A 26320-nucleotide genomic window follows, 5' to 3' on the forward strand; every position below is an offset into this window, starting at 1 on the left:
GCATAAAAAAACCCGCGCAAGGCGCGGGTTTTTAACTTTCAGCAGGTTCGAATCAGTGTTTGATTCTGCCCACGAGTCTACCGCGCAAACTGAATGCGTTAAGTAGTAGACCGAGTAGGCGGAATGAATGAAACATGAATTCGAACCTCGTAAAATTTTGTGCTGCACATATTGGTACTGGAATCGGGACGGGATGTCAACCATAAGTAAAAGGGTATTTTCGGCGGACGTTAAGGAAATAATTCTGTGTTTTCGCGCCAGATCAGTGGAACAGACAATGAGTGGAAAATGGCGTTCAGAAGCGGCGATACGCTGCGATGATTTTATTTTATATTTTTGATTTTATGGTTTTTTTAAGGGTTTCCTCACTGGCTGAAGCAGAACTGTTTTACCGCTGCGCGGCAGCACAATGTCGTGCGTCGCCTTTATTTCAGAGTTAATAACGCCAGAAATGAATTTCACAGGAAAATTGTGGGCTGATGCAGGCGGAATTAATTTTTTATTATTTCTTATAACCCGCTGGAAATGATTTCGTCTTCAGCATTTTCTTCTGCCTAACTTCCAGGGAATTAGATAATTCCTCGCGCGCTTAACTTATCGCGCAGAGGCTTTACGGCCGGCTTAACGATAAGCGCAGACTCTGACGTTTGCCTGCCAGGTTTTCTACGGTTATGGTAATCGACCAACTCTTAAAACAATCAACCAAGCAGATTTCTCTGTATCTGGATGTCGGAAAGGCGTTCCGGCGTCTGCGCATAAACATAAGGTTTTGATCTTAACTGGCGAACGTGGGGCAGGATGCCAGTGGCGCGCAGGAACAGCGAGCGTCAGTGGATTCAGTTCCTCAAGCCTGGAGGCAGAAAATGGAGATGTTGTCAGGAGCCGAGATGGTCGTCCGGTCGTTAATCGATCAGGGCGTAAAGCAGGTGTTCGGTTATCCGGGCGGCGCGGTGCTGGATATTTACGATGCGCTGCAAACCGTAGGCGGAATCGATCACGTACTGGTGCGTCATGAGCAGGGCGCGGTGCATATGGCGGACGGGCTGGCGCGCGCGACCGGCGAAGTCGGCGTGGTGCTGGTGACGTCGGGACCGGGCGCCACCAATGCGATTACCGGTATCGCCACCGCCTATATGGATTCGATTCCGCTGGTGATCCTGTCGGGACAGGTGCCGTCCTCGCTGATTGGCTACGACGCCTTTCAGGAGTGCGACATGGTGGGGATTTCCCGCCCGGTGGTGAAGCACAGCTTTCTGGTGAAAAGCACCGAAGAGATCCCGACCGTGCTGAAAAAAGCGTTCTGGCTGGCCGCCAGCGGGCGTCCGGGTCCGGTGGTGATCGATCTGCCGAAGGATATTCTGAATCCGGCCAACAAGCTGCCTTACGTCTATCCGGAATCGGTGAGCATGCGCTCCTATAATCCGACGATTCAGGGCCACAAAGGACAGATCAAGCGCGCGCTCAATACGCTGCTCGCCGCGCGTAAGCCGGTGATGTACGTCGGCGGCGGCGCGATTACCTCGGCGTGCGAGGCGGAACTGTTGCAGCTTGCGGAGCATCTGAACATTCCGGTCACCAGTTCGCTGATGGGGCTGGGCGCTTTCCCCGGCACCCATCGCCAGTCGGTGGGCATGCTCGGCATGCATGGCACCTACGAAGCCAATATGACGATGCATAACGCCGATCTTATCTTTGCCGTCGGCGTACGCTTTGACGATCGCACCACCAATAACCTGGCTAAATATTGTCCGAACGCGACGGTGCTGCATATCGACATCGATCCTACCTCGATCTCGAAAACCGTGGCGGCGGATATTCCTATCGTCGGCGATGCGAAGCAGACGCTGCAGCAGATGCTCGATCTGCTGGCGCAGAGTGAGACGAAGCAGGATCTCGATAGCCTGCGCGACTGGTGGCAGAGCATCGAGGGCTGGCGCAGTCGTAAATGCCTGGCGTTCGATCGCAACAGTGAAAAGATCAAGCCGCAGGCGGTTATCGAAACGATCTTTCGCCTGACTAACGGCGATGCCTACGTGACGTCGGACGTCGGCCAGCATCAGATGTTCGCGGCGCTCTATTATCCCTTTGATAAACCGCGCCGCTGGATCAACTCCGGCGGGCTCGGCACCATGGGCTTCGGGCTGCCGGCCGCGCTGGGCGTGAAAATGGCGCTGCCGGAAGAGACGGTAATCTGCGTGACCGGCGACGGCAGCATTCAGATGAATATTCAGGAGCTCTCCACCGCGCTGCAGTACGATTTGCCGGTGCTGGTGCTGAGCCTGAACAACCGCGTGCTCGGTATGGTGAAGCAGTGGCAGGATATGATCTACTCCGGCCGTCATTCGCAATCTTATATGGAATCGCTGCCGGACTTCGTGCGCCTGGCTGAGGCATACGGTCACGTCGGCATCGCGATTCAGCATCCTTCCGAGCTGGAAGAGAAGCTGCAGCTGGCGCTGGATACGCTGGCGAAAGGGCGGCTGGTGTTCGTCGACGTCACCGTCGACGGCAGCGAGCACGTCTACCCGATGCAGATCCGCGGCGGGTCGATGGATGAGATGTGGCTGAGCAAAACGGAGAGGACATAATTATGCGTCGTATTTTATCGGTTCTGCTGGAGAACGAATCCGGCGCATTGTCTCGCGTGGTGGGTCTCTTTTCCCAGCGCGGCTATAACATCGAGAGCCTGACCGTTGCGCCGACCGACGATCCCACTCTGTCGCGTATGACCATCCAGACCGTTGGCGACGAAAAGGTGCTGGAGCAGATCGAAAAGCAGCTGCACAAGCTGGTGGATGTGCTGCGCGTCAGCGAGCTGGGGCAGGGCGCCTATGTCGAACGCGAAATCATGCTGGTGAAACTTCAGGCCACCGGTTACGGCCGCGAAGAGGTGAAGCGCAGCGCGGAGATCTTCCGCGGTCAGATTATCGACGTGACGCCGACGCTGTACACGGTTCAGCTGGCGGGCACCAGCGATAAGCTCGACGCCTTCCTGAATACCGTGCGCGAAGTGGCGGAAATCGTTGAAGTGGCGCGTTCCGGCATCGTCGGCGTGTCGCGCGGCGATCGCATTATGCGGTAATTGCTCAAGGTGACAGTCTCTAACCCGGCGTAATGCCGGGTTTTTTTATTTTATGCGCTATGCGGGGATCGCTGAGAAAAGCGGTTGCTCAGCGCGAAGTTCTGCTGTTAGATGTTACAAACGAGTTACCCTTAGCTTAGTTGCGGACATCTGCCGCAACGCGGCTCGCCGTGAAGTATGGAGTTATCGTGAAACTGGATGAAATCGCGCGCCTGGCAGGCGTGTCGCGCACCACGGCCAGTTATGTCATCAATGGCAAAGCGCGGCAGTATCGTGTCAGCGAAAAAACCGTCGAGAAAGTGATGGCGGTGGTGCGTGAGCATAACTACCACCCCAACGCCGTGGCGGCGGGCCTGCGTGCTGGCCGTACGCGCTCGATCGGCCTGGTGATCCCCGATCTGGAAAACACCAGCTATACCCGCATCGCCAACTATCTTGAACGTCAGGCGCGGCAGCGCGGCTATCAGCTGCTGATCGCCTGCTCGGAAGATCAGCCCGACAATGAAATGCGTTGCATCGAACATCTGCTGCAGCGTCAGGTCGATGCGATAATCGTTTCCACCTCTTTGCCGCCTGAGCATCCTTTCTATCAGCGCTGGATCAACGATCCGCTGCCCATTATCGCGCTGGACCGCGCGCTGGATCGTGAACACTTCACCAGCGTCGTCGGCGCCGATCAGGACGACGCCTTTACGCTGGCGGCTGAATTGCGTCAGCTTCCAGTGAAAAACGTGCTGTTTCTCGGCGCACTGCCTGAGCTTTCCGTCAGCTTCCTGCGCGAAATGGGCTTCCGCGACGCCTGGAAAGAGGATCCGCGCCCCATCGACTATATCTATTGCAACAGCTTTGAGCGCACGGCGGCGGCGGCGCTGTTTGAGAAGTACCTTGACGATCATGATATGCCGGAAGCGCTCTTCACCACCTCGTTCGGTCTGCTGCAGGGCGTTATGGACGTAACGTTAAAACGTGACGGACGCCTGCCGACCGACCTCGCGATCGCCACATTTGGCGACCACGAATTACTGGACTTTTTAGAGTGTCCGGTGCTGGCGGTGGGGCAGCGTCATCGCGACGTGGCGGAGCGCGTGCTGGAGTTAGTTCTGGCTTCGCTTGATGAACCACGAAAACCGAAACCGGGATTAACGCGTATTCGACGAAATTTATTTCGCCGCGGTCAGCTCAGCCGCAAAGTTAAATAGCTGACGGGCAGCAATACCGCTGCCCTTAAATTTTCGCGTATTAATATTCATCATTTTTTAGGGTAAAAAAGCGTAAAGCTGCGACATCTCGTCTAACAAATTAGCGGCGATGTGATTGTTAAATGTCCATTTCTTTGGGCTGGCGCGCACTCCTGACCCGCCTGAAGCGGCAGGCGCCGCTTTCGGAACTCCCCTAAAATGCAGCCCCTGTCTCAGAAATAGTGAAGAATATTAGCGCAGGTCGTCAGGCTTATTTTTAAGCATTTTCTAAAACGTCGTGCTTTTTATTCCATTATTCATCAGGTTAATTTTTAAAATTGACCTTTTGCCCCGTTTGCCGCTTTTCAATCAGCGAAATCACCCCTTGTAAATAGTTATATTCCCGCCGCGCTTCGGCTTGACAACGATTTCATCGCCTCCGTAAACTCGTGGCGTGGTAAAAAGTGGGGTAAAGTGGTGAAAATGGGGAGCTGAGGGGAAGACTGGCATGTTCCGTGGAGCAACGTTAGTCAATCTCGACAGCAAAGGGCGACTGGCCGTACCAACGCGCTATCGCGACACGCTGATCGGGGAATCTCAAGGGCAGATGGTTTGTACCATCGACCTTCATCAGCCATGCCTGTTGCTTTATACCCTGCCCGAATGGGAAATCATCGAAAAAAAGCTGTCTCGCTTATCCAGCATGAACCCCGTTGAACGACGCGTACAGCGTCTGCTGCTGGGACATGCCAGTGAGTGTCAGATGGACAACGCAGGCCGTTTGCTGCTGGCGAATACCCTTCGGCAACACGCGCACCTGACGAAAGAAGTGATGCTGGTCGGCCAGTTCAACAAGTTTGAACTGTGGGATGAACAGACCTGGTATCAACAAGTCAAGGATGACATTGACGCAGAACAGTCGGCTCAGGAACCTTTATCTGAGCGGTTGCAGGACTTGTCGCTATAGCTATGCAGGAAAATTTTAAACATACCACGGTGCTGCTGGACGAAGCGGTTAACGGCCTCAATATCAGGGAAGACGGCATCTACATCGACGGCACCTTTGGTCGCGGCGGACATTCACGTTTGATTCTGTCGCAGCTGGGCCCGCAGGGACGGCTTATCGCCATCGATCGCGACCCGCAAGCTATTGCCGCCGCCGCCGAGATCGCCGATCCGCGCTTCTCGATCGTGCACGGTCCCTTTTCCGCACTGGCCGACTATGTCGAGGAGCTGGGCTTAAGCGGCAAAATCAGCGGCATCCTGCTCGATCTGGGTGTCTCGTCGCCGCAGCTGGACGACGCGGAACGCGGCTTCTCCTTTATGCGCGACGGGCCGCTGGATATGCGTATGGACCCGACGCGCGGGCATTCCGCTGCCGAATGGCTGCTCAAAGCGGAAGAGGCGGATATCGCCTTTGTGCTGAAAACCTACGGCGAAGAGCGTTTTGCTAAACGCATCGCGCGCGCCATCGTCGAGCGTAACCGCGAACAGCCGATGACGCGCACCAAAGAGCTGGCTGACGTCATCGCGGCGGCCACGCCGGTGAAAGATAAGTTCAAGCATCCGGCAACGCGCAGCTTTCAGGCGATCCGTATCTGGATCAACAGCGAGCTGGAAGAGATTGAAAAGGCGCTGAAAGGCGCGTTAACGGCGCTGGCGCCCGAAGGACGCCTCTCCATTATCAGCTTCCACTCGCTGGAAGATCGCCTGGTAAAGCGTTTTATGCGCGACCAGAGCCGCGGCCCGCAGGTGCCGGCCGGTCTGCCGATGACCGAGTCGCAGCTTAAAGCGCTGGGCGGACGTCAGCTGAAGCTGCTCGGCAAGATGACGCCGGGCGATGCGGAAGTCGCGGACAACCCGCGCGCGCGCAGTTCGGTTCTGCGCATTGCGGAGAGAACCGACGCATGATCGGCAACGAACGTCACAGCCTGCCCGGCGTCATCGGCGGCGATCTGCTGCGGTTCGGCAAAATCCCGCTGATTTTGCTGATCGCCGTACTGGTGTCGGCCGTGATGGTGGTGACGACGACGCACAAAACGCGTCTGCTGACCGCGCAGCGCGAACAGCTGGTGTTAGAGCGCGACGCGCTAGACATTGAATGGCGTAACCTGATCCTTGAGGAGAACGCGCTGGGCGATCACAGCCGGGTGGAGCGCATCGCCACCGAGAAGCTGCAGCTACAGCATGTCGATCCATCCCAGGAAAATATTGTGGTACAGAAATAAGGAACGCTAAATCGCAATGAGCGGCGCAAGCAAAACGCTGAAGTTGAAAAAACAGGAAGATAAAGCCAGCTTTGTAAGCTGGCGTTTTGCGTTGCTGTGCGGCTGTATTTTACTGGCGCTGTTCGGTCTGCTCTCCCGCGTCGCCTGGCTGCAGGTCATCAGCCCGGATAAGCTGGTGAAAGAGGGCGATCTGCGCTCGCTGCGCGTGCAGGCGGTGCCTACCGCGCGCGGCATGATCAGCGATCGCGCCGGTCGTCCGCTGGCGGTCAGCGTGCCGGTCAACGCCATCTGGGCCGACCCGAAAGAGCTGCACGACGCGGGTGGCGTGACCCTCGACGGCCGCTGGAAAGCGCTTGCCGACGCGCTCTCTATTCCTCTCGATCAGCTGGCGACGCGCGTTAACGCCAATCCCAAAGGACGCTTCATCTATCTGGCACGGCAGGTCAATCCCGCCATCAGCGACTACATCAAGAAGCTGCGGCTGCCCGGCATCCATCTGCGCGAAGAGTCGCGCCGCTATTATCCGGCCGGTCAGGTGACATCTCACCTGATCGGCTTTACCAATATTGACGGCCAGGGTATCGAAGGCATCGAGAAGAGCTTCGATAAATGGCTGACCGGTGCGCCGGGCGAACGAACGGTGCGTAAAGATCGCAACGGCCGCGTGATCGAAGATATCTCATCGGTGGACAGCCGCGCCGCCCACAACCTGACGCTCAGCATCGACGAACGCCTGCAGGCGTTGGTCTACCGCGAACTTAACAATGCGGTAGCGTTCAACAAAGCCGAGTCGGGCACTGCCGTACTGGTGGACGTCAATACCGGCGAAGTGCTGGCGATGGCCAACAGCCCGGCCTACAACCCCAATAACCTCAGCAACACGCCGAAAGAGATGATGCGCAACCGCGCCATTACCGACATCTTCGAGCCTGGCTCGACCGTTAAGCCGATGGTGGTGATGACGGCGCTGCAGCGCGGCGTGGTGCGGGAAAACAGCGTGCTTAATACCGTGCCGTACCGCGTTAACGGTCATGAGATTAAAGACGTGGCGCGCTATAACGAATTGACCCTTACCGGGGTTCTGCAGAAGTCGAGTAACGTCGGCGTTTCACGGCTGGCGTTAGCGATGCCCTCCTCAGCGCTTGTAGATACTTATGCGCGCTTTGGCCTGGGTAAACCGACCAATTTGGGGCTGGTCGGGGAAAGTAGTGGCTTATACCCTCAAAAACAACGGTGGTCTGACATAGAGAGGGCCACCTTCTCTTTCGGCTACGGGCTAATGGTAACGCCGTTACAGTTAGCGCGTGTCTACGCGACCATCGGCAGCTACGGCATCTCCCGGCCGCTGTCGATCACCAAGGTCGATCCGCCTGTCGCGGGCGAGCGCGTCTTCCCGGAATCGCTGGTGAAAACCGTGGTTCATATGATGGAAAGCGTCGCGCTGCCGGGCGGCGGCGGCGTAAAAGCGGCAATTAAAGGCTATCGCATCGCGATTAAAACCGGCACGGCGAAAAAAGTCGGGCCGGACGGCCGCTACGTTAATAAATATATCGCATACACCGCAGGCGTCGCGCCTGCCAGTCATCCTCGTTTTGCGCTGGTGGTGGTGATCAACGATCCCCAGGCCGGCAAGTATTACGGTGGTGCGGTTTCCGCGCCGGTGTTCGGTGCCATCATGGGCGGCGTTCTGCGCACCATGAACATCGAACCGGACGCGTTGCCGACCAATGACAAAAACGAGCTGGTGACAAACAGAAGTGAGGAAAAAAGTGACAGATCGTAACCTGCGCGACTTGCTGGACCCGTGGGTGCCAGGCGCGCCGGCGCGTCCCCTGGGTGACATGACACTGGATAGCCGCAAGGCGGCGTCCGGCGATCTGTTCGTGGCCGTCGCAGGCCACCACGCCGACGGACGGCGTTTTATTCCGCAGGCCATCGCGCAGGGCGTTTCCGCCGTGATCGCAGAGGCGGAAGGCGAAGCCAGCGATGGCGATATCAAAGAAATGCACGGCGTGCCGGTGATCTACCTGGCGCAGCTGCCGCAGCGTCTTTCCGCGCTGGCGGGCCGCTTCTATGGTCAGCCTGGCGAAAAGCAGAAGCTGATCGGCGTGACCGGCACCAATGGCAAAACGACGACGACGCAACTGCTGGCGCAGTGGGCGCAGCGGCTGGGCGAAACCGGCGCAGTAATGGGCACGGTCGGCAACGGCCTGCTCGGCCAGCTGACCGCGGCCGAGAATACTACCGGCTCGGCCGTGGAGGTTCAGCATCTGCTGCAGGAGCTGGCGCAGCAGGGCGCGACGCTGACCGCGATGGAGGTCTCCTCGCACGGTCTGGTGCAGCATCGCGTTGCGGCGCTGCCGTTCGCCGCCGCGGTCTTTACCAATCTGAGCCGCGATCATCTCGACTATCACGGCGATATGCAGAGCTACGAATCGGCTAAGAAGCTGCTGTTTACCGATCATCAGGTTGGCGAAATGATCCTTAACGCCGACGACGAAGCAGGGCGCCGCTGGCTGGCGACGCTGCCCGACGCCGTCGCCGTCACCATGGAGAATAATCTCCAGCCGGGCTGTCACGGCCGGTGGGTAAAAGCCGAAGAGATCACCTATCAGGACAATGGCGCGCATATCCGCTTCAGGTCAAGCTGGGGCGAAGGTGAATTCGACAGCCGCCTGATGGGTGCCTTCAACGTCAGCAACCTGCTGCTGGCGTTCGCCACGCTGCTGGCGCTTGATTATCCGCTCGCCTATCTGGTGCGGACGGCGCCACAGCTGCAGCCGGTATGCGGGCGCATGGAAGTCTTCAGCGCGCCGGGCAAGCCGACCGTGGTGGTGGATTATGCCCATACGCCGGACGCGCTGGAAAAGGCGCTGGAAGCAGCGCGCCTGCACTGCAAAGGCAAGCTCTGGTGCGTGTTCGGCTGCGGCGGCGATCGCGACAAAGGCAAGCGTCCCCTGATGGGCGCTATCGCCGAGCAGTTCGCGGACGTCGTGGTGATTACCGACGACAATCCGCGCAGCGAAGATCCGCAGGCTATCGTTAACGACATTTTGACCGGCCTGCTTGAGCCGCACCGCGCGCGCGTCGTCGCTGGACGGGCGCAAGCGGTCACTAACGCCGTTCTGCAGGCGCAGACTGACGACATCGTGCTGGTGGCAGGCAAAGGTCACGAAGATTATCAAATCGTGGGAAATCGTCGTCTGGATTACTCCGACCGCGCCACGGTTGCCGCGTTATTAGGAGTGACGGCATGATCCCGGTTTCCCTTACCACGCTGGCCGACATCAGCGGCGGCGCGCTTCACGGCAGCGATCTCGTCCTGAGCGACGTCACTACCGATACGCGCAAAGTGACGCCCGGCAGCCTGTTTGTCGCGCTGGTCGGCGAACGCTTCGACGCCCATGACTTTGCCGCTGACGCTATCGCCAGCGGTGCGAAGGCGTTATTAGTGAGTAAGCATTTACCTCTTTCTGTCCCGCAGGTGGTGGTTGCCGACACGCGTATCGCGTTCGGCAAGCTGGCCGCCTGGGTACGCCAGCAGTCGAAAGCGCGCGTCGTGGCGCTGACCGGTTCCTCCGGCAAAACCTCGGTGAAAGAGATGACCGCCGCCATCCTGCGCGAGTGCGGCGAAACGCTCTATACCGCCGGCAACCTGAATAACGATTTCGGCGTGCCGATGACGCTGCTGCGTCTTACCGAACAGCATCAGTACGCGGTGATCGAACTGGGCGCCAATCATCAGGGCGAGATCGCCTATACCACCGAGCTGACGCGTCCAGAGAGCGCGCTGGTGAATAACCTGGCGGCGGCGCATCTGGAGGGCTTCGGCTCGCTAGCGGGCGTGGCGAAGGCGAAAGGGGAGATCTTCAACGGTCTGCCGGCTAACGGTACCGCCATTATCAACGCCGACAGTAACGACTGGCCGCACTGGCAGACCAACCTGCACGGCAAGCGCGTCTGGCGCTTCTCGCCGCAGGCTGCCGACAGCGATTTCACCGCGCGCGATATCCGCCTGGGCGTAGACGGCACCCACTTTATCCTGCAGACGCCGCGCGGCGACATCGACGTCACGCTGCCGCTGCCTGGCCGCCATAATATCGCCAACGCGCTGGCCGCCGCCGCGCTGGCGCTGTCGGTCGACGCGCCGCTTAGCGCCATTCAGAGCGGGTTAAAAAACCTGCAGGCCGTGCCGGGCCGTCTGTTTCCCATTCGCCTCGGCGAGCATCAGCTGCTGCTTGACGACAGCTATAACGCCAACGTCGGCTCGATGACGGCCGCCGCGCAGGTGCTGGGCGAGATGCCCGGCTATCGCGTGATGGTGGTCGGCGATATGGCCGAGCTGGGCGAAGAGGCGGAACAGTGTCATCACGAAGTCGGGCTGGCGGCGAAAGCCGCGGGCGTCGATCGCGTGCTGAGCGTCGGCGCGCTGAGCGCCAACATTAGTGAAAGCAGCGGGGTTGGCGAACATTTCGCCACTAAAACCGCGCTGACTGAACGTTTACGGACGTTGTTGTCCGAACATCGGGAATTAACCGTTTTGATTAAGGGTTCGCGGAGTGCTGCCATGGAGCAGGTCGTGCAGAACCTACAGGAGATGGGAACATGTTAGTCTGGCTGGCCGAGCATCTGGTCGCTTTTTATTCCGGCTTCAACGTCTTTTCGTATCTGACGTTTCGCGCCATTGTCAGCCTGCTGACCGCTTTATTTATCTCTTTATGGATGGGGCCGCGCCTGATCGCCTGGCTGCAAAAGCTGCAAATCGGCCAGGTAGTGCGCAACGACGGTCCGGAGTCGCACTTCAGCAAGCGCGGCACGCCGACCATGGGCGGGATTATGATCCTCACCTCGATTACCGTTTCGGTGCTGATGTGGGCTTATCCTTCTAATCCCTACGTCTGGTGCGTGCTGGTCGTGCTGGTAGGCTTCGGCATCATCGGCTTTGTCGATGACTATCGCAAAGTGGTGCGCAAAGATACCAAAGGGCTGATCGCGCGCTGGAAATATTTCTGGATGTCGGTGATTTCGCTCGGCGTGGCGTTCGCGCTCTACGCCGCCGGCAAAGGGACGCCCGCCACGCAGCTGGTGGTGCCGTTTTTCAAAGACATCATGCCCCAGCTTGGCCTGTTCTACGTCGTGCTGGCCTACTTCGTTATCGTTGGCACCGGCAACGCCGTTAACCTCACCGACGGTCTGGACGGCCTGGCGATTATGCCGACCGTGTTTGTCGCGGCCGGGTTCGCGCTGGTGGCCTGGGCGACCGGCAACGTCAAGTTCGCCGAGTATCTGCATATTCCCTATTTACGCCATGCGGGCGAGCTGGTGATCGTCTGTACCGCCATCGTCGGGGCAGGGCTGGGCTTTCTGTGGTTCAACACCTATCCGGCGCAGGTTTTTATGGGCGACGTGGGATCGCTGGCGCTGGGCGGCGCGCTTGGCACGCTCGCCGTGCTGCTGCGTCAGGAATTTCTGCTGGTGATCATGGGCGGCGTGTTCGTGGTTGAGACGCTGTCGGTGATCCTGCAGGTAGGATCGTTCAAGCTACGCGGACAGCGCATTTTCCGCATGGCGCCGATTCATCATCACTATGAACTGAAAGGCTGGCCGGAACCGCGCGTCATCGTGCGCTTCTGGATCATTTCGCTGATGCTGGTGCTTATTGGCCTGGCCACGCTGAAGGTACGTTAATTATGGCTGACTATCGGGGCAGAAAAGTCGTCATTATCGGGCTGGGCCTGACGGGCCTCTCCTGTGTTGATTTCTTTTTAGCGCAAGGCGTAACGCCGCGCGTGATGGATACCCGTGTGTCGCCGCCGGGACTCGACAAGCTGCCTGAGCAGGTGGAGCGCTATACCGGCGGGCTTAACAGCGACTGGCTGCTGGCGGCGGATCTGATCGTCGCCAGCCCGGGCATGGCGCTGGCGCATCCGGCATTAACTGAAGCGGCCGAGGCGGGTGTGGAAATCGTCGGCGATATCGAGCTGTTCTGCCGTGAGGCGCAGGCGCCGATCGTGGCGATCACCGGTTCCAACGGCAAGAGTACTGTCACCACGCTGGTCGGCGAGATGGCTCGCGCCGCGGGCTGGCAGGTCGGCGTCGGCGGCAATATCGGCCTGCCGGCGCTGTCGCTGCTGAAATCGCCCGCGCAGCTTTACGTGCTGGAGCTTTCCAGCTTCCAGCTCGAAACCACCTGGAGCCTGAAAGCCGCGGCGGCGACCATTCTCAACGTCACCGAAGATCATATGGATCGCTATCCGCTCGGCATGCAGCAGTATCGCGCCGCGAAGCTGCGCATCTATGAAAACGCGCGCGTCTGCGTGGTGAACGCCGACGATGCGCTGACCCTGCCGGTGCGCGGCGCCGATACGCGCTGCGTCAGCTTCGGCATCGATTTCGGCGATTACCACCTCAATCGTCAGCAGGGCGCCATCTGGCTGCGCGTGAAGGGCGAAAAAGTGCTGAACACCGATGAGATGAAGCTGGTAGGCCAGCATAACTATACCAACGCCCTGGCGGCGCTGGCGCTGGCCGACGCCGTGGGTCTGCCACGCGCTTCCAGCCTCGCGGCGCTGACCAGCTTTGGCGGGCTGGCGCATCGCTTCCAGCTGGTGCATGAAGCCAGGGGCGTGCGCTGGATCAACGACTCGAAAGCCACCAACGTCGGCAGCACCGAAGCGGCGCTTAACGGCCTGCAGGTTAACGGCCGTCTCTGGCTGCTGCTGGGCGGCGACGGCAAATCGGCGGATTTCACTCCGCTGGCGCGCTATGTGCAGGACGAGAAGGTTCGCCTCTACTGCTTCGGCCGCGATGGCGACGCGCTGGCGGCGCTGCGCCCCGACAACGCCGTGCGCACCGAGACGATGCAGCAGGCGATGGAGCTGATTGCGCCGCAGGTTCAGCCTGGCGATATGGTGCTGCTGTCGCCCGCCTGCGCCAGCCTCGATCAGTTCCGTAATTTTGAACAGCGCGGCGATCGCTTCGCGCAGCTGGCGAAGGAGTTAGGCTGATGCGTATTCCTGGCGGCGCAATGCTCATCGGACTCTTCGCCTTTATCGGCAGCCGGCTGAAAGACTGGGTAATGGGCGCGCGCGAAAGCGACGATTCCGCCCTGGTGCTCTACGACCGCACGCTGCTGTGGCTCACCTTTGGCCTGGCGATCGTCGGCTTCGTGATGGTGACCTCGGCCTCGATGCCGGTGGGTCAGCGTCTCAACGACGATCCCTTTTACTTCGCCAAGCGCGACGCTTTCTATATCGTGCTGGGGCTCGGCATCGCGCTGGTCACGCTGCGCGTGCCGATGGATTTCTGGCAGCGCTACAGCAACGCGATGCTGCTGGCCACGGTGGTAATGCTGCTGATCGTACTGGTGGTGGGCAGCTCGGTGAACGGTGCTTCGCGCTGGATCGCCCTCGGCCCGCTGCGTATCCAGCCGGCGGAACTGTCGAAGCTGTCGCTCTTCTGCTATCTCGCCAGCTATCTGGTGCGCAAGGTGGAAGAGGTGCGCAATAACTTCTGGGGCTTCTGCAAACCGATGGGCGTGATGGTGGTGCTGGCGGTGCTGCTGCTGGCGCAGCCCGACCTCGGCACCGTAGTCGTGCTGTTCGTCACTACGCTGGCGATGCTGTTTCTGGCGGGCGCGAAGCTGTGGCAGTTCCTGGCGATTATTGGCTCCGGCATGTTCGCCGTGGTGCTGCTGATTATCGCGGAACCCTATCGTATGCGCCGCGTGACCTCGTTCTGGAATCCCTGGGAAGATCCTTTCGGCAGCGGCTATCAGCTGACACAGTCGCTGATGGCGTTCGGCCGCGGCGAATTCTGGGGGCAGGGGCTCGGCAACTCGGTGCAAAAACTGGAGTATCTGCCGGAGGCGCATACCGACTTTATCTTCTCTATCATCGGCGAAGAACTGGGTTATATCGGTGTGGTTTTAGCCTTGTTGATGGTATTCTTCGTCGCTTTTCGTGCGATGTCGATCGGCCGCCGCGCGCTGGAGATCGATCAGCGTTTTTCCGGCTTTCTCGCCTGTTCTATCGGCGTGTGGTTCAGCTTCCAGGCGCTGGTTAACGTCGGCGCGGCAGCGGGCATGCTGCCGACGAAAGGGCTAACACTGCCGCTGATCAGCTACGGCGGCTCCAGTCTGCTGATTATGTCGACGGCGATCGTGTTTTTACTGCGTATTGATTATGAAACGCGCCTGACCAAAGCGCAGGCGTTTACCCGAGGTGCCCGATGAGTGGGAAGCGTTTGATGGTGATGGCGGGTGGAACCGGCGGACATGTTTTCCCCGGTCTGGCCGTCGCCCATCATCTGATGGAACAGGGGTGGCAGGTTCGCTGGCTCGGTACGTCCGACAGAATGGAAGCGGATCTGGTGCCGAAACACGGTATCGAGATTGAGTTTATCCGCATTAGCGGTCTGCGCGGCAAAGGCCTGAAAGCGCTGCTGCTGGCGCCGATGCGTATTTTCAACGCCTGGCGTCAGGCGCGCGCCATTATGCGGGCGTGGCAGCCGGACGTGGTGCTGGGCATGGGCGGTTACGTTTCCGGGCCCGGCGGCCTCGCGGCCTGGAGCTGCGGCATTCCGGTGGTGCTGCACGAGCAGAACGGCATTGCCGGGCTGACCAACAAGTGGCTGGCGAAGATCGCCAGCAAAGTGATGCAGGCCTTTCCCGGCGCCTTTCCGCATGCGGACGTCGTCGGCAATCCGGTGCGCACCGACGTGCTGGCGCTGCCGCTGCCGGACGCGCGTCTGGCCAACCGCAGCGGTCCGATCCGCGTGCTGGTGGTCGGCGGAAGCCAGGGCGCGCGCGTGCTGAACCAGACGCTGCCGCAGGTCGCGGCCGCGCTGGGCGACAGCGTGACGCTGTGGCATCAGACCGGCAAAGGCGCGCTGCAGGATGTGCTTAAGGCGTACCAGCAGGTCGGCCAGACGCAGCACAAGGTCACGGAATTTATTGACGATATGGCGGCCGCCTACGCCTGGGCGGATGTGGTGGTTTGCCGCTCCGGCGCGCTCACCGTCAGCGAAATCGCCGCTGCAGGTTTACCGGCGATTTTCGTGCCTTTTCAGCATAAAGATCGTCAGCAGTACTGGAATGCGCTGCCGCTGGAAAAAGCGGGCGCGGCCAAAATTTTTGAGCAGCCGCAGTTTACCGCGGATGCCGTGGCGGAGACGCTGCGCCGCTGGGATCGCCCAACGCTGTTGAGCATGGCGGAAAAAGCCCGTCAGGTGGCGATCCCCGATGCGACCGACAGGGTCGCGCGTGAAGTGGCGCGCGCCGCGAAGTGAATAATCGGGCCAGCGTAGCTGGCCGGTGCCGCAACAGGCACGGATAAAGATGACAGGTAACTGAGAACGATGAATACACAACAACTGGCAAAACTGCGCTCCATTGTGCCCGAGATGCGTCGCGTCCGGCACATTCACTTTGTCGGCATCGGCGGTGCCGGCATGGGCGGTATTGCCGAAGTGTTGGCGAACGAGGGTTACCATATTAGCGGCTCCGATCTGGCGCCGAACGCGGTGACGCAGCATCTGGCGGCGCTGGGCGCCACCATCTATTTCAACCATCGCCCGGAAAACGTCACCGACGCCAGCGTGGTGGTGGTCTCCAGCGCGGTGGCGCAGGACAACCCGGAACTGGTCGCGGCGCGCGAACAGCGTATTCCCGTAATCCGCCGCGCCGAGATGCTGGCGGAGCTAATGCGTTTTCGCCACGGTATCGCTATCGCCGGCACGCACGGCAAAACCACCACCACGGCGATGGTGTCGAGCATCTATGCGGAGGGCGGTCTGGATCCGACCTTCGTCAACGGCGGACTGGTAAAGGCGGCGGGCACGCACGCGCGGCTCGGCAGCAGCCGTTACCTGATTGCGGAAGCGGACGAGAGCGACGCCTCTTTCCTGCATTTGCAGCCGATGGTGGCGGTGGTGACCAATATCGAAGCTGACCATATGGACACTTACCAGGGCGACTTCGAAAACCTGAAGCAGACGTTTATCAACTTTCTGCACAACCTGCCGTTTTACGGCCGTGCGGTAATGTGCATCGATGATGCGGTGATCCGCGATCTGATCCCGCGCGTGGGGCGTCACATCACCACCTACGGCTTTAGCGATGACGCCGACGTGCGCATCGAACACTACGAGCAGCGCGGCGCGCAGGGGCACTTTACCCTGGTGCGCCATGACAAGCCGCTTCTGCAGGTGACGCTGAATGCGCCAGGCCGTCATAACGCGCTCAACGCGGCGGCCGCCGTTGCGGTGGCGAGCGAAGAGGGCATTGACGACAACGCTATCCTTGCCGCGCTGGAAAGCTTCCAGGGCACAGGCCGTCGCTTCGATCTGCTGGGCGAATTCCCGACGGAGCCGGTAAACGGCAATCCAGGCACGGCAATGCTGGTCGACGATTACGGCCATCATCCGACCGAAGTCGACGCCACCATTAAGGCGGCGCGTGCCGGCTGGCCGGATAAAAAACTGGTGATGGTGTTTCAGCCGCACCGCTATACCCGCACCCGCGACCTGTTCGACGACTTCGCCAACGTGCTGTCGCAGGTCGACGTGCTGCTGATGCTGGATGTCTATTCAGCGGGCGAAACGCCGATTCCGGGCGCGGACAGCCGCGCGCTGTGCCGCTCTATTCGCGGGCGCGGCAAGGTCGACCCTGTGCTGGTGCCGGATCACGACGCGCTGCCGGAAATGCTGGCGCCGCTGCTGTCGGGCAAAGATCTGATTCTGGTGCAGGGCGCCGGTAACGTCGGCAAAGTGGCGCGCAAGCTGGCGGATTGCAAGCTGCAACCTGAGCGCAAAGCGGAGGAGCGTCATGGCTGATAAAGTCGCCGTCCTGATGGGCGGCACCTCGGCGGAGCGCGACGTCTCGCTGATGTCGGGCAGTGCGGTGCTGGCCGGCCTGCGCGAGGCGGGCGTTAACGCGCATGCAATCGATACACGCGACGTTTCGGTGCTGACGCTGAAAGAGCAGGGCTTCGACGCCGCGTTTATCGCGCTGCACGGCCGCGGAGGCGAAGACGGCACGCTGCAGGCGGTGCTGGAATTTTTACAGCTGCCCTATACCGGCAGCGGCGTGATAGCGTCGGCCATTACCATGGATAAGCTGCGCACGAAACTGCTCTGGCAGGGGCGTGGGTTGCCCTCTGGCCGTTTTGTCTGGCTGACGCGCGAGCAGTATCAGGCGGGGCTGAACGCGGAAACACGCGGCGCCGTCGAGGCGCTGGGCCTGCCGCTGTTCGTCAAGCCGAGCAGCGAAGGCTCCAGCGTCGGCATTAGCCGCGTCAACACGCTGGAGACGCTGCCTGCTGCGCTTGATGAAGCGTTCCGCCATGACGATAACGTGCTAATCGAAGCGTTTCTCAGCGGCGAGGAGTATACGGTCGGCATTATTGGCGACCAGATCCTGCCGGCGATACGCATTCAGACCGCCAGCGAATTTTATGACTATGAAGCAAAATACATTTCTGACGATACTCAATACTTCTGCCCGGCAGGATTGAGCGCGGAGCGGGAAGCGGAACTGCAGAATCTGGTCTGGGACGCATGGCGCGCGCTGGGCTGTAGCGGCTGGGGACGGGTAGACGTGATGGCGGACGGTGAAGGCAACTTCCAGCTGCTGGAGGCGAACACCTCGCCGGGCATGACCAGCCACAGTCTGGTGCCGATGGCGGCCAGCGTTGCGGGCATGAGCTTCTCGCAGCTGGTGGCGCGCATTCTGGAACTGGCTGACTGATATGTCACAGGCGGCACTTAACGCACGGAACCGCGAGCCCCAGGAACGCGTGCGCGCGGGGCGCAGCAACGGGGCCAGACTGTTCGGCATCGTTTTTTTGCTGATGGTCATTGGCATTATGATTTTCGGCGGCCTGGTGGTGCTGAAGTGGATGAACGACGCGTCGCGCCTGCCGCTTTCACGGCTGGTGGTGACGGGCGAAACCCACTACACCACGCATGATGATATTCGCCAGGCGATTTTGTCGCTGGGCGCGCCGGGCACCTTTATGTCGCAGGATGTCAACATCCTTCAGCAGCAGATTGAGCGGCTGCCGTGGATTAAACAGGTCAGCGTGCGCAAGCAGTGGCCTGACGAGCTGAAGATCCATCTGGTGGAGTATGTGCCGGTGGCGCGCTGGAACGATCTGCATATGGTGGATGCGGACGGCGTCTCCTTCAGCGTGCCGGCCAGCCACATCGGCAAAGAAACAATGCCGATGCTGTACGGACCGGAAGGCAGCGAAAAAGAGGTGTTGGCGGGCTACCACAGCATGAGCGACGTGCTGAAGGCCAACAAATTTACCCTGAAGGTCGCGTCGATGACGGCGCGGCGATCGTGGCAGCTGGTCACCAGCGACGATGTGCGCATCGAGCTGGGGCGCGGCGAGCCCATGAAGCGTCTTAACCGATTTATCGAGCTCTATCCGGCGTTGCAGCAGCAAGGGCAGAACGAGCACAAGCGTATCAGCTATGTGGATTTGCGGTACGACTCGGGTGCAGCCGTGGGCTGGACGCCGGAGCCCGTAGAGCTCCAGGACAGTAATCAGCAACAGAACCAGGCACAGGCTAAACAATGATCAAGGCAACGGACAGAAAACTGGTAGTTGGACTCGAAATTGGCACCGCGAAGGTCGCCGCCCTGGTTGGGGAAATTCTGCCCGATGGTATGGTCAACATTATCGGGGTGGGCAGCTGCCCGTCTCGCGGTATGGATAAAGGCGGCGTAAACGACCTTGAGTCGGTGGTGAAATGCGTACAGCGCGCCATCGATCAGGCCGAGCTGATGGCGGATTGCCAGATCTCTTCCGTCTATCTCGCTTTATCGGGCAAACATATCAGCTGCCAGAACGAAATCGGGATGGTTCCGATTTCAGAAGAGGAAGTGACTCAGGATGATGTGGAAAACGTCGTACACACTGCGAAGTCAGTGCGCGTGCGCGATGAGCACCGCATCCTGCATGTTATTCCTCAGGAATACGCTATCGATTATCAGGAAGGCATCAAAAACCCGGTCGGTTTGTCGGGCGTGCGCATGCAGGCAAAAGTGCATCTGATCACATGTCACAACGATATGGCGAAAAATATCGTCAAGGCCGTTGAACGTTGCGGCCTGAAAGTTGACCAACTGATTTTTGCCGGTCTGGCGTCCAGTTTCGCGGTGCTGACCGAAGACGAACGTGAGCTTGGCGTCTGTGTTGTTGACGTCGGCGGCGGTACAATGGATATCGCTGTTTATACAGGCGGCGCGCTGCGTCACACTAAAGTGATCCCTTATGCGGGTAACGTGGTCACCAGCGACATCGCCTATGCCTTCGGCACGCCGCCGACAGACGCGGAAGCGATCAAGGTTCGCCACGGCTGCGCGCTGGGATCGATTGTCGGCAAAGACGAAAACGTCGAAGTGCCGAGCGTGGGCGGACGTCCGCCGCGCAGTCTGCAACGGCAGACGCTGGCCGAAGTAATTGAGCCGCGCTACACCGAATTGCTGAATCTGGTCAACGACGAGATTTTGCAGTTACAGGAACAACTGCGACAGCAGGGCGTGAAGCACCATCTGGCAGCCGGGATCGTGCTGACCGGTGGCGCAGCGCAAATTGAAGGGCTGGCCGCCTGCGCGCAACGCGTTTTCCATACGCAGGTGCGCATCGGGCAGCCGCTCAATATCACAGGATTGACGGATTACGCGCAGGAACCTTATTACTCGACCGCAGTGGGACTGCTGCACTATGGCAAAGAGTCCCATATGAACGGCGATGCAGAGACAGAAAAACGCGCATCGGTGGGCAACTGGTTCAAGCGCATCAATAGCTGGTTGAAGAAAGAATTTTGATTTTAGAAAGGAGACCATGCTGGCACTGTTTATGGTCTCCAGGCGACAGGCACATAACGGAGAGAAATCATGTTTGAACCGATGGAATTAACCAATGACGCGGTGATTAAAGTCATCGGCGTCGGCGGCGGCGGCGGCAACGCCGTAGAGCACATGGTGCGCGAGCGCATCGAAGGTGTGGAATTCTTCGCTGTGAACACCGACGCCCAGGCGTTGCGTAAAACAGCGGTTGGCCAGACTATCCAGATCGGCACCAATATCACCAAAGGTCTGGGTGCCGGAGCGAATCCGGAAGTTGGTCGTACCTCGGCGGAAGAAGATCGCGAAGCACTGCGTTCTGCGCTGGAGGGAGCAGACATGGTCTTTATCGCTGCGGGCATGGGCGGCGGTACCGGCACCGGCGCTGCGCCGGTGGTGGCGGAAGTGGCCAAAGACCTGGGCATTCTGACCGTTGCGGTGGTGACCAAGCCGTTCAACTTCGAAGGTAAAAAGCGCATGGCTTTTGCTGAGCAGGGCATCGCCGAGCTCTCTAAGCATGTTGATTCACTGATTACCATTCCGAACGATAAGCTGCTGAAAGTGCTGGGTCGCGGCATCTCTCTGCTCGACGCCTTCGGCGCGGCAAACGACGTGCTGAAAGGCGCGGTACAGGGCATCGCCGAACTGATTACACGTCCGGGCCTGATGAACGTCGACTTCGCTGACGTGCGCACCGTGATGTCCGAAATGGGCTACGCGATGATGGGCTCTGGCGTCGCCTGTGGCGAAGACCGCGCGGAAGAGGCGGCGGAAATGGCGATCTCCAGCCCGCTGCTGGAAGATATCGACCTGTCTGGCGCGCGCGGCGTGCTGGTTAATATCACGGCGGGCTTCGACCTGCGTCTGGATGAGTTCGAAACCGTGGGTAACACTATCCGCGCCTTCGCCTCCGACAACGCGACCGTGGTTATCGGCACCTCGCTGGATCCGGAGATGAACGACGAACTGCGCGTTACCGTGGTGGCAACCGGCATCGGCATGGACAAGCGTCCGGAAATCACTCTGGTGACCAACAAGCCAGCCAGCCAGCCTGTGATGGATCATCGCTACCAGCAGCACGGCATGTCGCCGCTGCCGCAGGAGCAAAAGCCGGCGGCCAAAGTGGTCAACGACCAGACCGCGCAGTCAAACAAAGAGCCCGATTACCTTGATATTCCAGCGTTTCTGCGTAAGCAGGCCGATTAGGAATAAGCTGAGAATTGGGATTCTCCGCTCTTTGTGCTAAAGTGTTCGCCCGCTGGTAAAGTATACTAGCGGTCGGATGGGTAATATTGCGAGATAATACGATGATCAAACAAAGGACATTAAAACGTATTGTTCAGGCGACTGGCGTCGGTTTGCATACCGGCAAGAAAGTCACGCTGACTCTACGCCCTGCGCCGGCTAATACCGGGGTCATCTATCGTCGCACTGACTTGAATCCACCGGTTGATTTCCCGGCTGATGCAAAATACGTGCGCGACACCATGCTCAGTACCTGCCTGGTGAATGATGAAGGCGTACGTATTTCGACGGTTGAGCATTTGAACGCCGCGCTGGCTGGTCTGGGTATCGACAACATTATCGTTGAAGTGGATGCGCCGGAAATCCCGATTATGGACGGCAGCGCCGCGCCCTTTATCTATCTGCTGATGGATGCGGGCATCGAACAGCTGAACAGCGCCAAGAAATTTGTGCGCGTTAAGCAGACTGTTCGCGTGGAAGATGGCGACAAGTGGGCCGAGATCAAGCCGTACAACGGTTTCTCTCTCGACTTCACTATCGACTTCAACCATCCGGCGATCGACTCCAGCTCTCAGCGCTATCAGCTGAACTTCTCTGCCGACTCTTTTGTTCGTCAGATCAGCCGCGCACGTACTTTCGGCTTTATGCGTGAAATCGAGTATCTGCAATCCAAAGGCCTGTGCCTGGGCGGTAGTCTGGATTGCGCGATCGGCCTCGACGATTTCCGCGTGCTGAATGAAGAAGGCCTGCGTTTTGAAGATGAATTCGTTCGTCACAAAATGCTGGATGCGATCGGCGACCTGTTTATGTGCGGCCACAATATTATCGGCGCGTTTACCGCGTTCAAATCAGGCCACGCACTGAACAACAAGCTGCTGCAGGCCGTCCTGGCGAAACAAGAAGCCTGGGAATGGGCTACCTTCGAAGACGAAGCGGAACTGCCGCTGGCGTTCAAGGCACCGAATCTGGTTCTGGCTTAATTACCCCGGAATCTTTAAAGGCTGGTATCTGCTGACAACCCTCTCCGGTCAGCAGCGCCAGCCTTTTTTATTGCGCTTTTTTTGGTCTCCTGAAATTTTCGGCATGCTTCGCAGCAAAGCGTGCAACGTTGCTGAAACGCTGAACAAACAGGCGGCTTTTCTTCCAGAGCGACTTTAAACACTGATGTGGGCGCCCCACATTAATGGTACTATCAGGCGCTCTGAGAAGCTGAGCGCCGCTGTTCAAAGAGAGCGGCAAACCCCTGACAACGACGCGATCGTTGATGCGCAATGGAAGAGTTGTGATCGGAATTTTTCTACGCTGGCGACATTTAGGCAGACGCTATTTCTGGCCTCATCTCCTGTTGGGGATGGTGGCGGCCAGCTTTGGCTTGCCTGTCTGCGCCCAGAGCGCCGAATTCAATACTTCATCCGAATCCTCTTCCAGCAGCCTCTTCGTCGGCAATGCCGCGCGCTTTGATCATCTGATCCGGCTGCAGGAAACGGCGCGCCGTCCCAGCTTTACGATAGATTACTGGCATCAGCACGCCATCCGCACCGTTATTCGCCATCTTTCCTTTACCCTGACGCCGCAGGCGGAAACGCCCGATAACCTGCCGCTGGCTGCGCACAAGCTGGCGCTGATCGATTCGCTTCAGGCGTTGCTGACCACCCATACTTCTTTGCGCCAGCCGTCGCAGCCGGTCGCCAACGCGCCGCGCGATGCGCTCGCACCTGCTACTTCACTGGCCGACTGGCGCAGTAAAACCCATGCAATTCGCGCCGGACCGTCTACGCTGCTTGTCTGAAACGCCTTTTAAAATACCTTTATTCATTATCGCAGTCCGCATTACGCGGCTGAATTGAGAAGTTTTTAATATGTTAATCAAGCTTTTAACCAAAATGTTTGGCAGCAGCAACGATCGTACCCTGCGCCGCATGCGCAAAGTCGTAGACGTCATCAACAAGATGGAGCCGGATTTCGAAAAACTCTCCGACGATGAGCTGAAAGCGAAAACCGACGAGTTCCGCGAGCGCCTGAAAAAGGGCGAGACGCTGGAAAGCCTGATCCCGGAAGCGTTCGCCACGGTGCGTGAAGCAAGTAAGCGCGTCTTCGGCATGCGTCACTTTGACGTGCAGCTGATTGGCGGCATGGTGCTGAACGATCGCTGCATCGCGGAGATGCGTACCGGTGAAGGTAAAACGCTGACCGCGACTCTGCCGGCCTACCTCAATGCGCTGAGCGGTAAAGGCGTGCACGTCGTGACCGTCAACGACTACCTGGCGCAGCGCGATGCGGAAAATAACCGTCCGCTGTTCGAGTTCCTGGGGCTGAGCGTCGGCATTAACCTGCCGGGCATGCCTTCGGTGGCGAAGCGTGAAGCCTACGCGGCGGATATCACCTACGGCACCAACAACGAATATGGCTTCGACTATCTGCGCGACAACATGGCGTTCAGCCCGGAAGAGCGCGTGCAGCGCAAGCTGAACTATGCGCTGGTGGATGAGGTCGACTCCATTCTGATCGACGAAGCGCGTACGCCGCTGATTATCTCCGGTCCGGCGGAAGACAGCTCGGAAATGTACACCAAAGTTAATAAAATCATTCCTAGCCTGGTGCGTCAGGAGAAAGAAGATTCTGACAACTTCCAGGGCGAAGGCGATTTCTGGGTCGACGAGAAAGCGCGTCAGGCGCACATGACCGAGCGCGGCCTGGTCAAGGTGGAAGAGCTGCTGGTAAGCCAGGGCATTATGGAAGAGGGCGAATCGCTCTATTCGCCGACCAACATTATGCTGATGCATCACGTCACCGCGGCGCTGCGCGCCCATGCGCTGTTTACGCGCGACGTGGATTACATCGTGAAGGACGGCGAAGTGGTTATCGTCGACGAACACACCGGACGTACCATGCAGGGTCGCCGCTGGTCGGATGGTCTGCACCAGGCGATTGAAGCCAAAGAGGGCGTGGAGATCCAGAACGAGAACCAGACGCTGGCTTCCATCACCTTCCAGAACTACTTCCGTCTCTACGATAAGCTGGCCGGTATGACCGGTACGGCGGACACCGAGGCCTTCGAGTTCAGCTCTATTTATAAACTCGACACCATCGTCGTGCCGACCAACCGCCCGATGGTGCGTAAAGATCTGCCCGATCTGGTCTATATGACCGAAAAAGAGAAGATCGACGCAATCATCGAAGATATCCGTGAGCGTACCGCTAATGGCCAGCCGGTGCTGGTGGGTACGATTTCCATCGAAAAATCGGAAGTGGTCTCTAACGAGCTGACGCGCGCAGGCATCAAGCACAACGTGCTGAACGCCAAGTTCCACGCCCGCGAAGCGGATATCGTCGCCCAGGCGGGCCAGCCGGGCGCGGTTACTATCGCCACTAACATGGCGGGGCGTGGTACCGACATTATGCTGGGCGGCAGCTGGCATGCGGAAGTCGCCGAGCTGGTAGAGCCGACCGAAGCGCAGATTGAAGCGATCAAAGCGGCCTGGCAGCAGCGCCACGATGCGGTGCTGGCTTCAGGCGGCCTGCATATTATCGGCACCGAGCGCCACGAGTCGCGTCGTATCGACAACCAGCTGCGCGGCCGTGCCGGTCGTCAGGGCGACGCCGGCTCTTCCCGCTTCTATCTGTCGATGGAAGATGCGCTGATGCGTATTTTCGCCTCGGATCGCGTCTCTAACATGATGCGTAAACTGGGCATGAAGCCTGGCGAAGCGATCGAGCACCCGTGGGTGACCAAAGCTATCGCCAACGCGCAGCGTAAAGTCGAGAGCCGCAACTTCGATATTCGTAAGCAGCTGCTGGAGTATGACGATGTGGCGAATGACCAGCGTCGCGCCATCTACAGCCAGCGTAACGAGCTACTGGACGTTTCCGACGTCAGCGAAACCATCAACAGCATTCGTGAAGACGTGTTTAAAACCACTATCGACACCTACATTCCGCCGCAGTCGCTTGAAGAGATGTGGGACGTGCCGGGTCTGGAAGAGCGCCTGCGCGCTGACTTCGACCTCGACCTGCCGATCGCCGAGTGGCTGGATAAAGAGCCGGATCTGCATGAAGAGACGCTGCGCGAGCGCATCATGACGCGCGCGCGCGAGAGCTACGCCAGCAAGGAAGAGATTGTCGGCGTCGAGATGATGCGCAACTTCGAAAAAGGCGTGATGCTGCAGACGCTCGATTCGCTGTGGAAAGAGCATCTGGCGGCGATGGACTACCTGCGTCAGGGCATCCATCTGCGCGGCTATGCGCAGAAAGATCCCAAGCAGGAGTACAAGCGCGAATCCTTCGCGATGTTCGCCGCCATGCTCGAGTCGCTGAAGTATGAAGTGGTCAGCACGCTGAGTAAGGTGCAGGTGCGCATGCCGGAAGAGGTGGAAGCGATGGAGCAGCAGCGTCGCGAAGAAGCGGAACGTCTGGCGCAGCAGCAGCAGCTTAGCCATGTTGACGATGAAGCGGCCGCGGCCGCATCGCTGGCCGCACAAAGCGGCGAGCGCAAAGTCGGACGCAACGATCTCTGCCCGTGTGGCTCCGGTAAAAAATATAAGCAGTGTCACGGCCGACTGGCCTGACAGTCGCGAAAAAAGGCGCTTCGGCGCCTTTGAGCTTGCGAGAAAAGTGCAGACGCGGTTGACAAGGCCCGATCGCAAAGGCGCAAAAGCGGCATCCATGCCAGCTCGGCCCGCGCAGTCCCTTGCGCGGGACGCTTTGCTCTTCAGTCCATGTCATCCGCGTTTTA

At 59.1% G+C, this 26320-nt stretch carries 22 protein-coding genes; 21 read left to right on the forward strand and 1 reads right to left on the reverse strand.

Annotated elements, in window-relative coordinates:
* Positions 1-52 precede the first annotated feature (52 nt).
* A complete protein-coding gene (gene leuL / locus JS46_RS24815; protein WP_127908400.1) occupies positions 53-136 on the reverse strand; it encodes a leu operon leader peptide in 84 nt (27 codons plus the stop codon).
* A gap of 727 nt (positions 137-863) precedes the next feature.
* Here leuL and ilvI point away from each other — a divergent pair.
* The 21 genes from ilvI to secA all read left to right on the forward strand — a co-directional run bounded on the left by ilvI (position 864) and on the right by secA (position 26153).
* Positions 864-2588 carry an acetolactate synthase 3 large subunit gene (gene ilvI / locus JS46_RS07960; protein WP_033749471.1) on the forward strand — a complete coding sequence of 575 codons (1725 nt, stop codon included), beginning with the start codon at positions 864-866 and terminating at the stop codon, positions 2586-2588.
* A gap of 2 nt (positions 2589-2590) precedes the next feature.
* On the forward strand, positions 2591-3082 hold the full coding sequence (gene ilvN / locus JS46_RS07965) for an acetolactate synthase small subunit (protein ID WP_033749472.1): 492 nt from the start codon (positions 2591-2593) through the stop codon (positions 3080-3082).
* Positions 3083-3270: 188 nt separating this feature from the next.
* The gene (gene cra, locus JS46_RS07970; protein ID WP_033749474.1) at positions 3271-4281 is read left to right on the forward strand and encodes a catabolite repressor/activator; all 1011 of its coding nucleotides are present in this window, start codon (positions 3271-3273) and stop codon (positions 4279-4281) included.
* Positions 4282-4768: 487 nt separating this feature from the next.
* Positions 4769-5227, forward strand: coding sequence for a division/cell wall cluster transcriptional repressor MraZ (mraZ, locus tag JS46_RS07975; RefSeq protein WP_033749475.1), 459 nt, complete (start codon positions 4769-4771; stop codon positions 5225-5227).
* A 2-nt stretch (positions 5228-5229) separates the two neighbouring features.
* Positions 5230-6171 carry a 16S rRNA (cytosine(1402)-N(4))-methyltransferase RsmH gene (gene rsmH / locus JS46_RS07980; protein WP_033749476.1) on the forward strand — a complete coding sequence of 314 codons (942 nt, stop codon included), beginning with the start codon at positions 5230-5232 and terminating at the stop codon, positions 6169-6171.
* Positions 6168-6488 (forward strand): cell division protein FtsL, encoded by a 321-nt coding sequence (gene ftsL, locus JS46_RS07985; RefSeq protein WP_033749477.1) that lies wholly within the window; start codon positions 6168-6170, stop codon positions 6486-6488. The genes rsmH and ftsL overlap by 4 nt, the downstream gene beginning before the upstream one ends.
* 16 nt (positions 6489-6504) lie before the next feature.
* The gene (locus tag JS46_RS07990; protein WP_033749478.1) at positions 6505-8271 is read left to right on the forward strand and encodes a peptidoglycan glycosyltransferase FtsI; all 1767 of its coding nucleotides are present in this window, start codon (positions 6505-6507) and stop codon (positions 8269-8271) included.
* Positions 8258-9745 carry a UDP-N-acetylmuramoyl-L-alanyl-D-glutamate--2,6-diaminopimelate ligase gene (murE, locus tag JS46_RS07995; protein ID WP_033749480.1) on the forward strand — a complete coding sequence of 496 codons (1488 nt, stop codon included), beginning with the start codon at positions 8258-8260 and terminating at the stop codon, positions 9743-9745. The genes JS46_RS07990 and murE overlap by 14 nt, the downstream gene beginning before the upstream one ends.
* On the forward strand, positions 9742-11100 hold the full coding sequence (murF, locus tag JS46_RS08000) for a UDP-N-acetylmuramoyl-tripeptide--D-alanyl-D-alanine ligase (protein ID WP_033749482.1): 1359 nt from the start codon (positions 9742-9744) through the stop codon (positions 11098-11100). Before murE ends, murF begins: the two co-directional genes overlap by 4 nt.
* Positions 11094-12176: a phospho-N-acetylmuramoyl-pentapeptide-transferase gene (mraY, locus tag JS46_RS08005; RefSeq protein ID WP_033749483.1), complete on the forward strand. Its 1083-nt coding sequence runs from the start codon at positions 11094-11096 to the stop codon at positions 12174-12176. The genes murF and mraY overlap by 7 nt, the downstream gene beginning before the upstream one ends.
* A gap of 2 nt (positions 12177-12178) precedes the next feature.
* Positions 12179-13495 carry a UDP-N-acetylmuramoyl-L-alanine--D-glutamate ligase gene (gene murD, locus JS46_RS08010; protein WP_033749484.1) on the forward strand — a complete coding sequence of 439 codons (1317 nt, stop codon included), beginning with the start codon at positions 12179-12181 and terminating at the stop codon, positions 13493-13495.
* Between the two features lie 20 nt (positions 13496-13515).
* The gene (ftsW, locus tag JS46_RS08015; RefSeq protein WP_369799151.1) at positions 13516-14721 is read left to right on the forward strand and encodes a cell division protein FtsW; all 1206 of its coding nucleotides are present in this window, start codon (positions 13516-13518) and stop codon (positions 14719-14721) included.
* Positions 14718-15776 carry an undecaprenyldiphospho-muramoylpentapeptide beta-N-acetylglucosaminyltransferase gene (gene murG / locus JS46_RS08020; RefSeq protein ID WP_033749486.1) on the forward strand — a complete coding sequence of 353 codons (1059 nt, stop codon included), beginning with the start codon at positions 14718-14720 and terminating at the stop codon, positions 15774-15776. The genes ftsW and murG overlap by 4 nt, the downstream gene beginning before the upstream one ends.
* 69 nt (positions 15777-15845) lie before the next feature.
* On the forward strand, positions 15846-17321 hold the full coding sequence (murC, locus tag JS46_RS08025; RefSeq protein ID WP_033749488.1) for a UDP-N-acetylmuramate--L-alanine ligase: 1476 nt from the start codon (positions 15846-15848) through the stop codon (positions 17319-17321).
* Complete coding sequence (locus JS46_RS08030; RefSeq protein WP_033749489.1) at positions 17314-18234, forward strand: D-alanine--D-alanine ligase; 921 nt, start codon at positions 17314-17316, stop codon at positions 18232-18234. Before murC ends, JS46_RS08030 begins: the two co-directional genes overlap by 8 nt.
* A 1-nt stretch (position 18235) precedes the next feature.
* Positions 18236-19072, forward strand: a complete 837-nt coding sequence (ftsQ, locus tag JS46_RS08035; RefSeq protein WP_033749490.1) for a cell division protein FtsQ — start codon at positions 18236-18238, stop codon at positions 19070-19072.
* Positions 19069-20325 carry a cell division protein FtsA gene (gene ftsA / locus JS46_RS08040; protein WP_033749492.1) on the forward strand — a complete coding sequence of 419 codons (1257 nt, stop codon included), beginning with the start codon at positions 19069-19071 and terminating at the stop codon, positions 20323-20325. The genes ftsQ and ftsA overlap by 4 nt, the downstream gene beginning before the upstream one ends.
* Before the next feature lie 69 nt (positions 20326-20394).
* Entirely contained in the window at positions 20395-21549 is a 1155-nt protein-coding gene (gene ftsZ / locus JS46_RS08045; protein ID WP_033749494.1) for a cell division protein FtsZ, read from the forward strand.
* A 101-nt stretch (positions 21550-21650) separates the two neighbouring features.
* Positions 21651-22568: a UDP-3-O-acyl-N-acetylglucosamine deacetylase gene (lpxC, locus tag JS46_RS08050; RefSeq protein WP_033749496.1), complete on the forward strand. Its 918-nt coding sequence runs from the start codon at positions 21651-21653 to the stop codon at positions 22566-22568.
* A 302-nt stretch (positions 22569-22870) separates the two neighbouring features.
* The gene (secM, locus tag JS46_RS08055) at positions 22871-23377 is read left to right on the forward strand and encodes a secA translation cis-regulator SecM (protein WP_200879026.1); all 507 of its coding nucleotides are present in this window, start codon (positions 22871-22873) and stop codon (positions 23375-23377) included.
* A 70-nt stretch (positions 23378-23447) separates the two neighbouring features.
* Positions 23448-26153, forward strand: a complete 2706-nt coding sequence (gene secA / locus JS46_RS08060; RefSeq protein ID WP_033749498.1) for a preprotein translocase subunit SecA — start codon at positions 23448-23450, stop codon at positions 26151-26153.
* Positions 26154-26320: the final 167 nt, after the last annotated feature.

Origin of the sequence: Pantoea sp. NGS-ED-1003 (assembly GCF_000738765.1) — a bacterium.
Taxonomy (GTDB): Bacteria; Pseudomonadota; Gammaproteobacteria; order Enterobacterales; family Enterobacteriaceae; genus Pantoea; species Pantoea septica.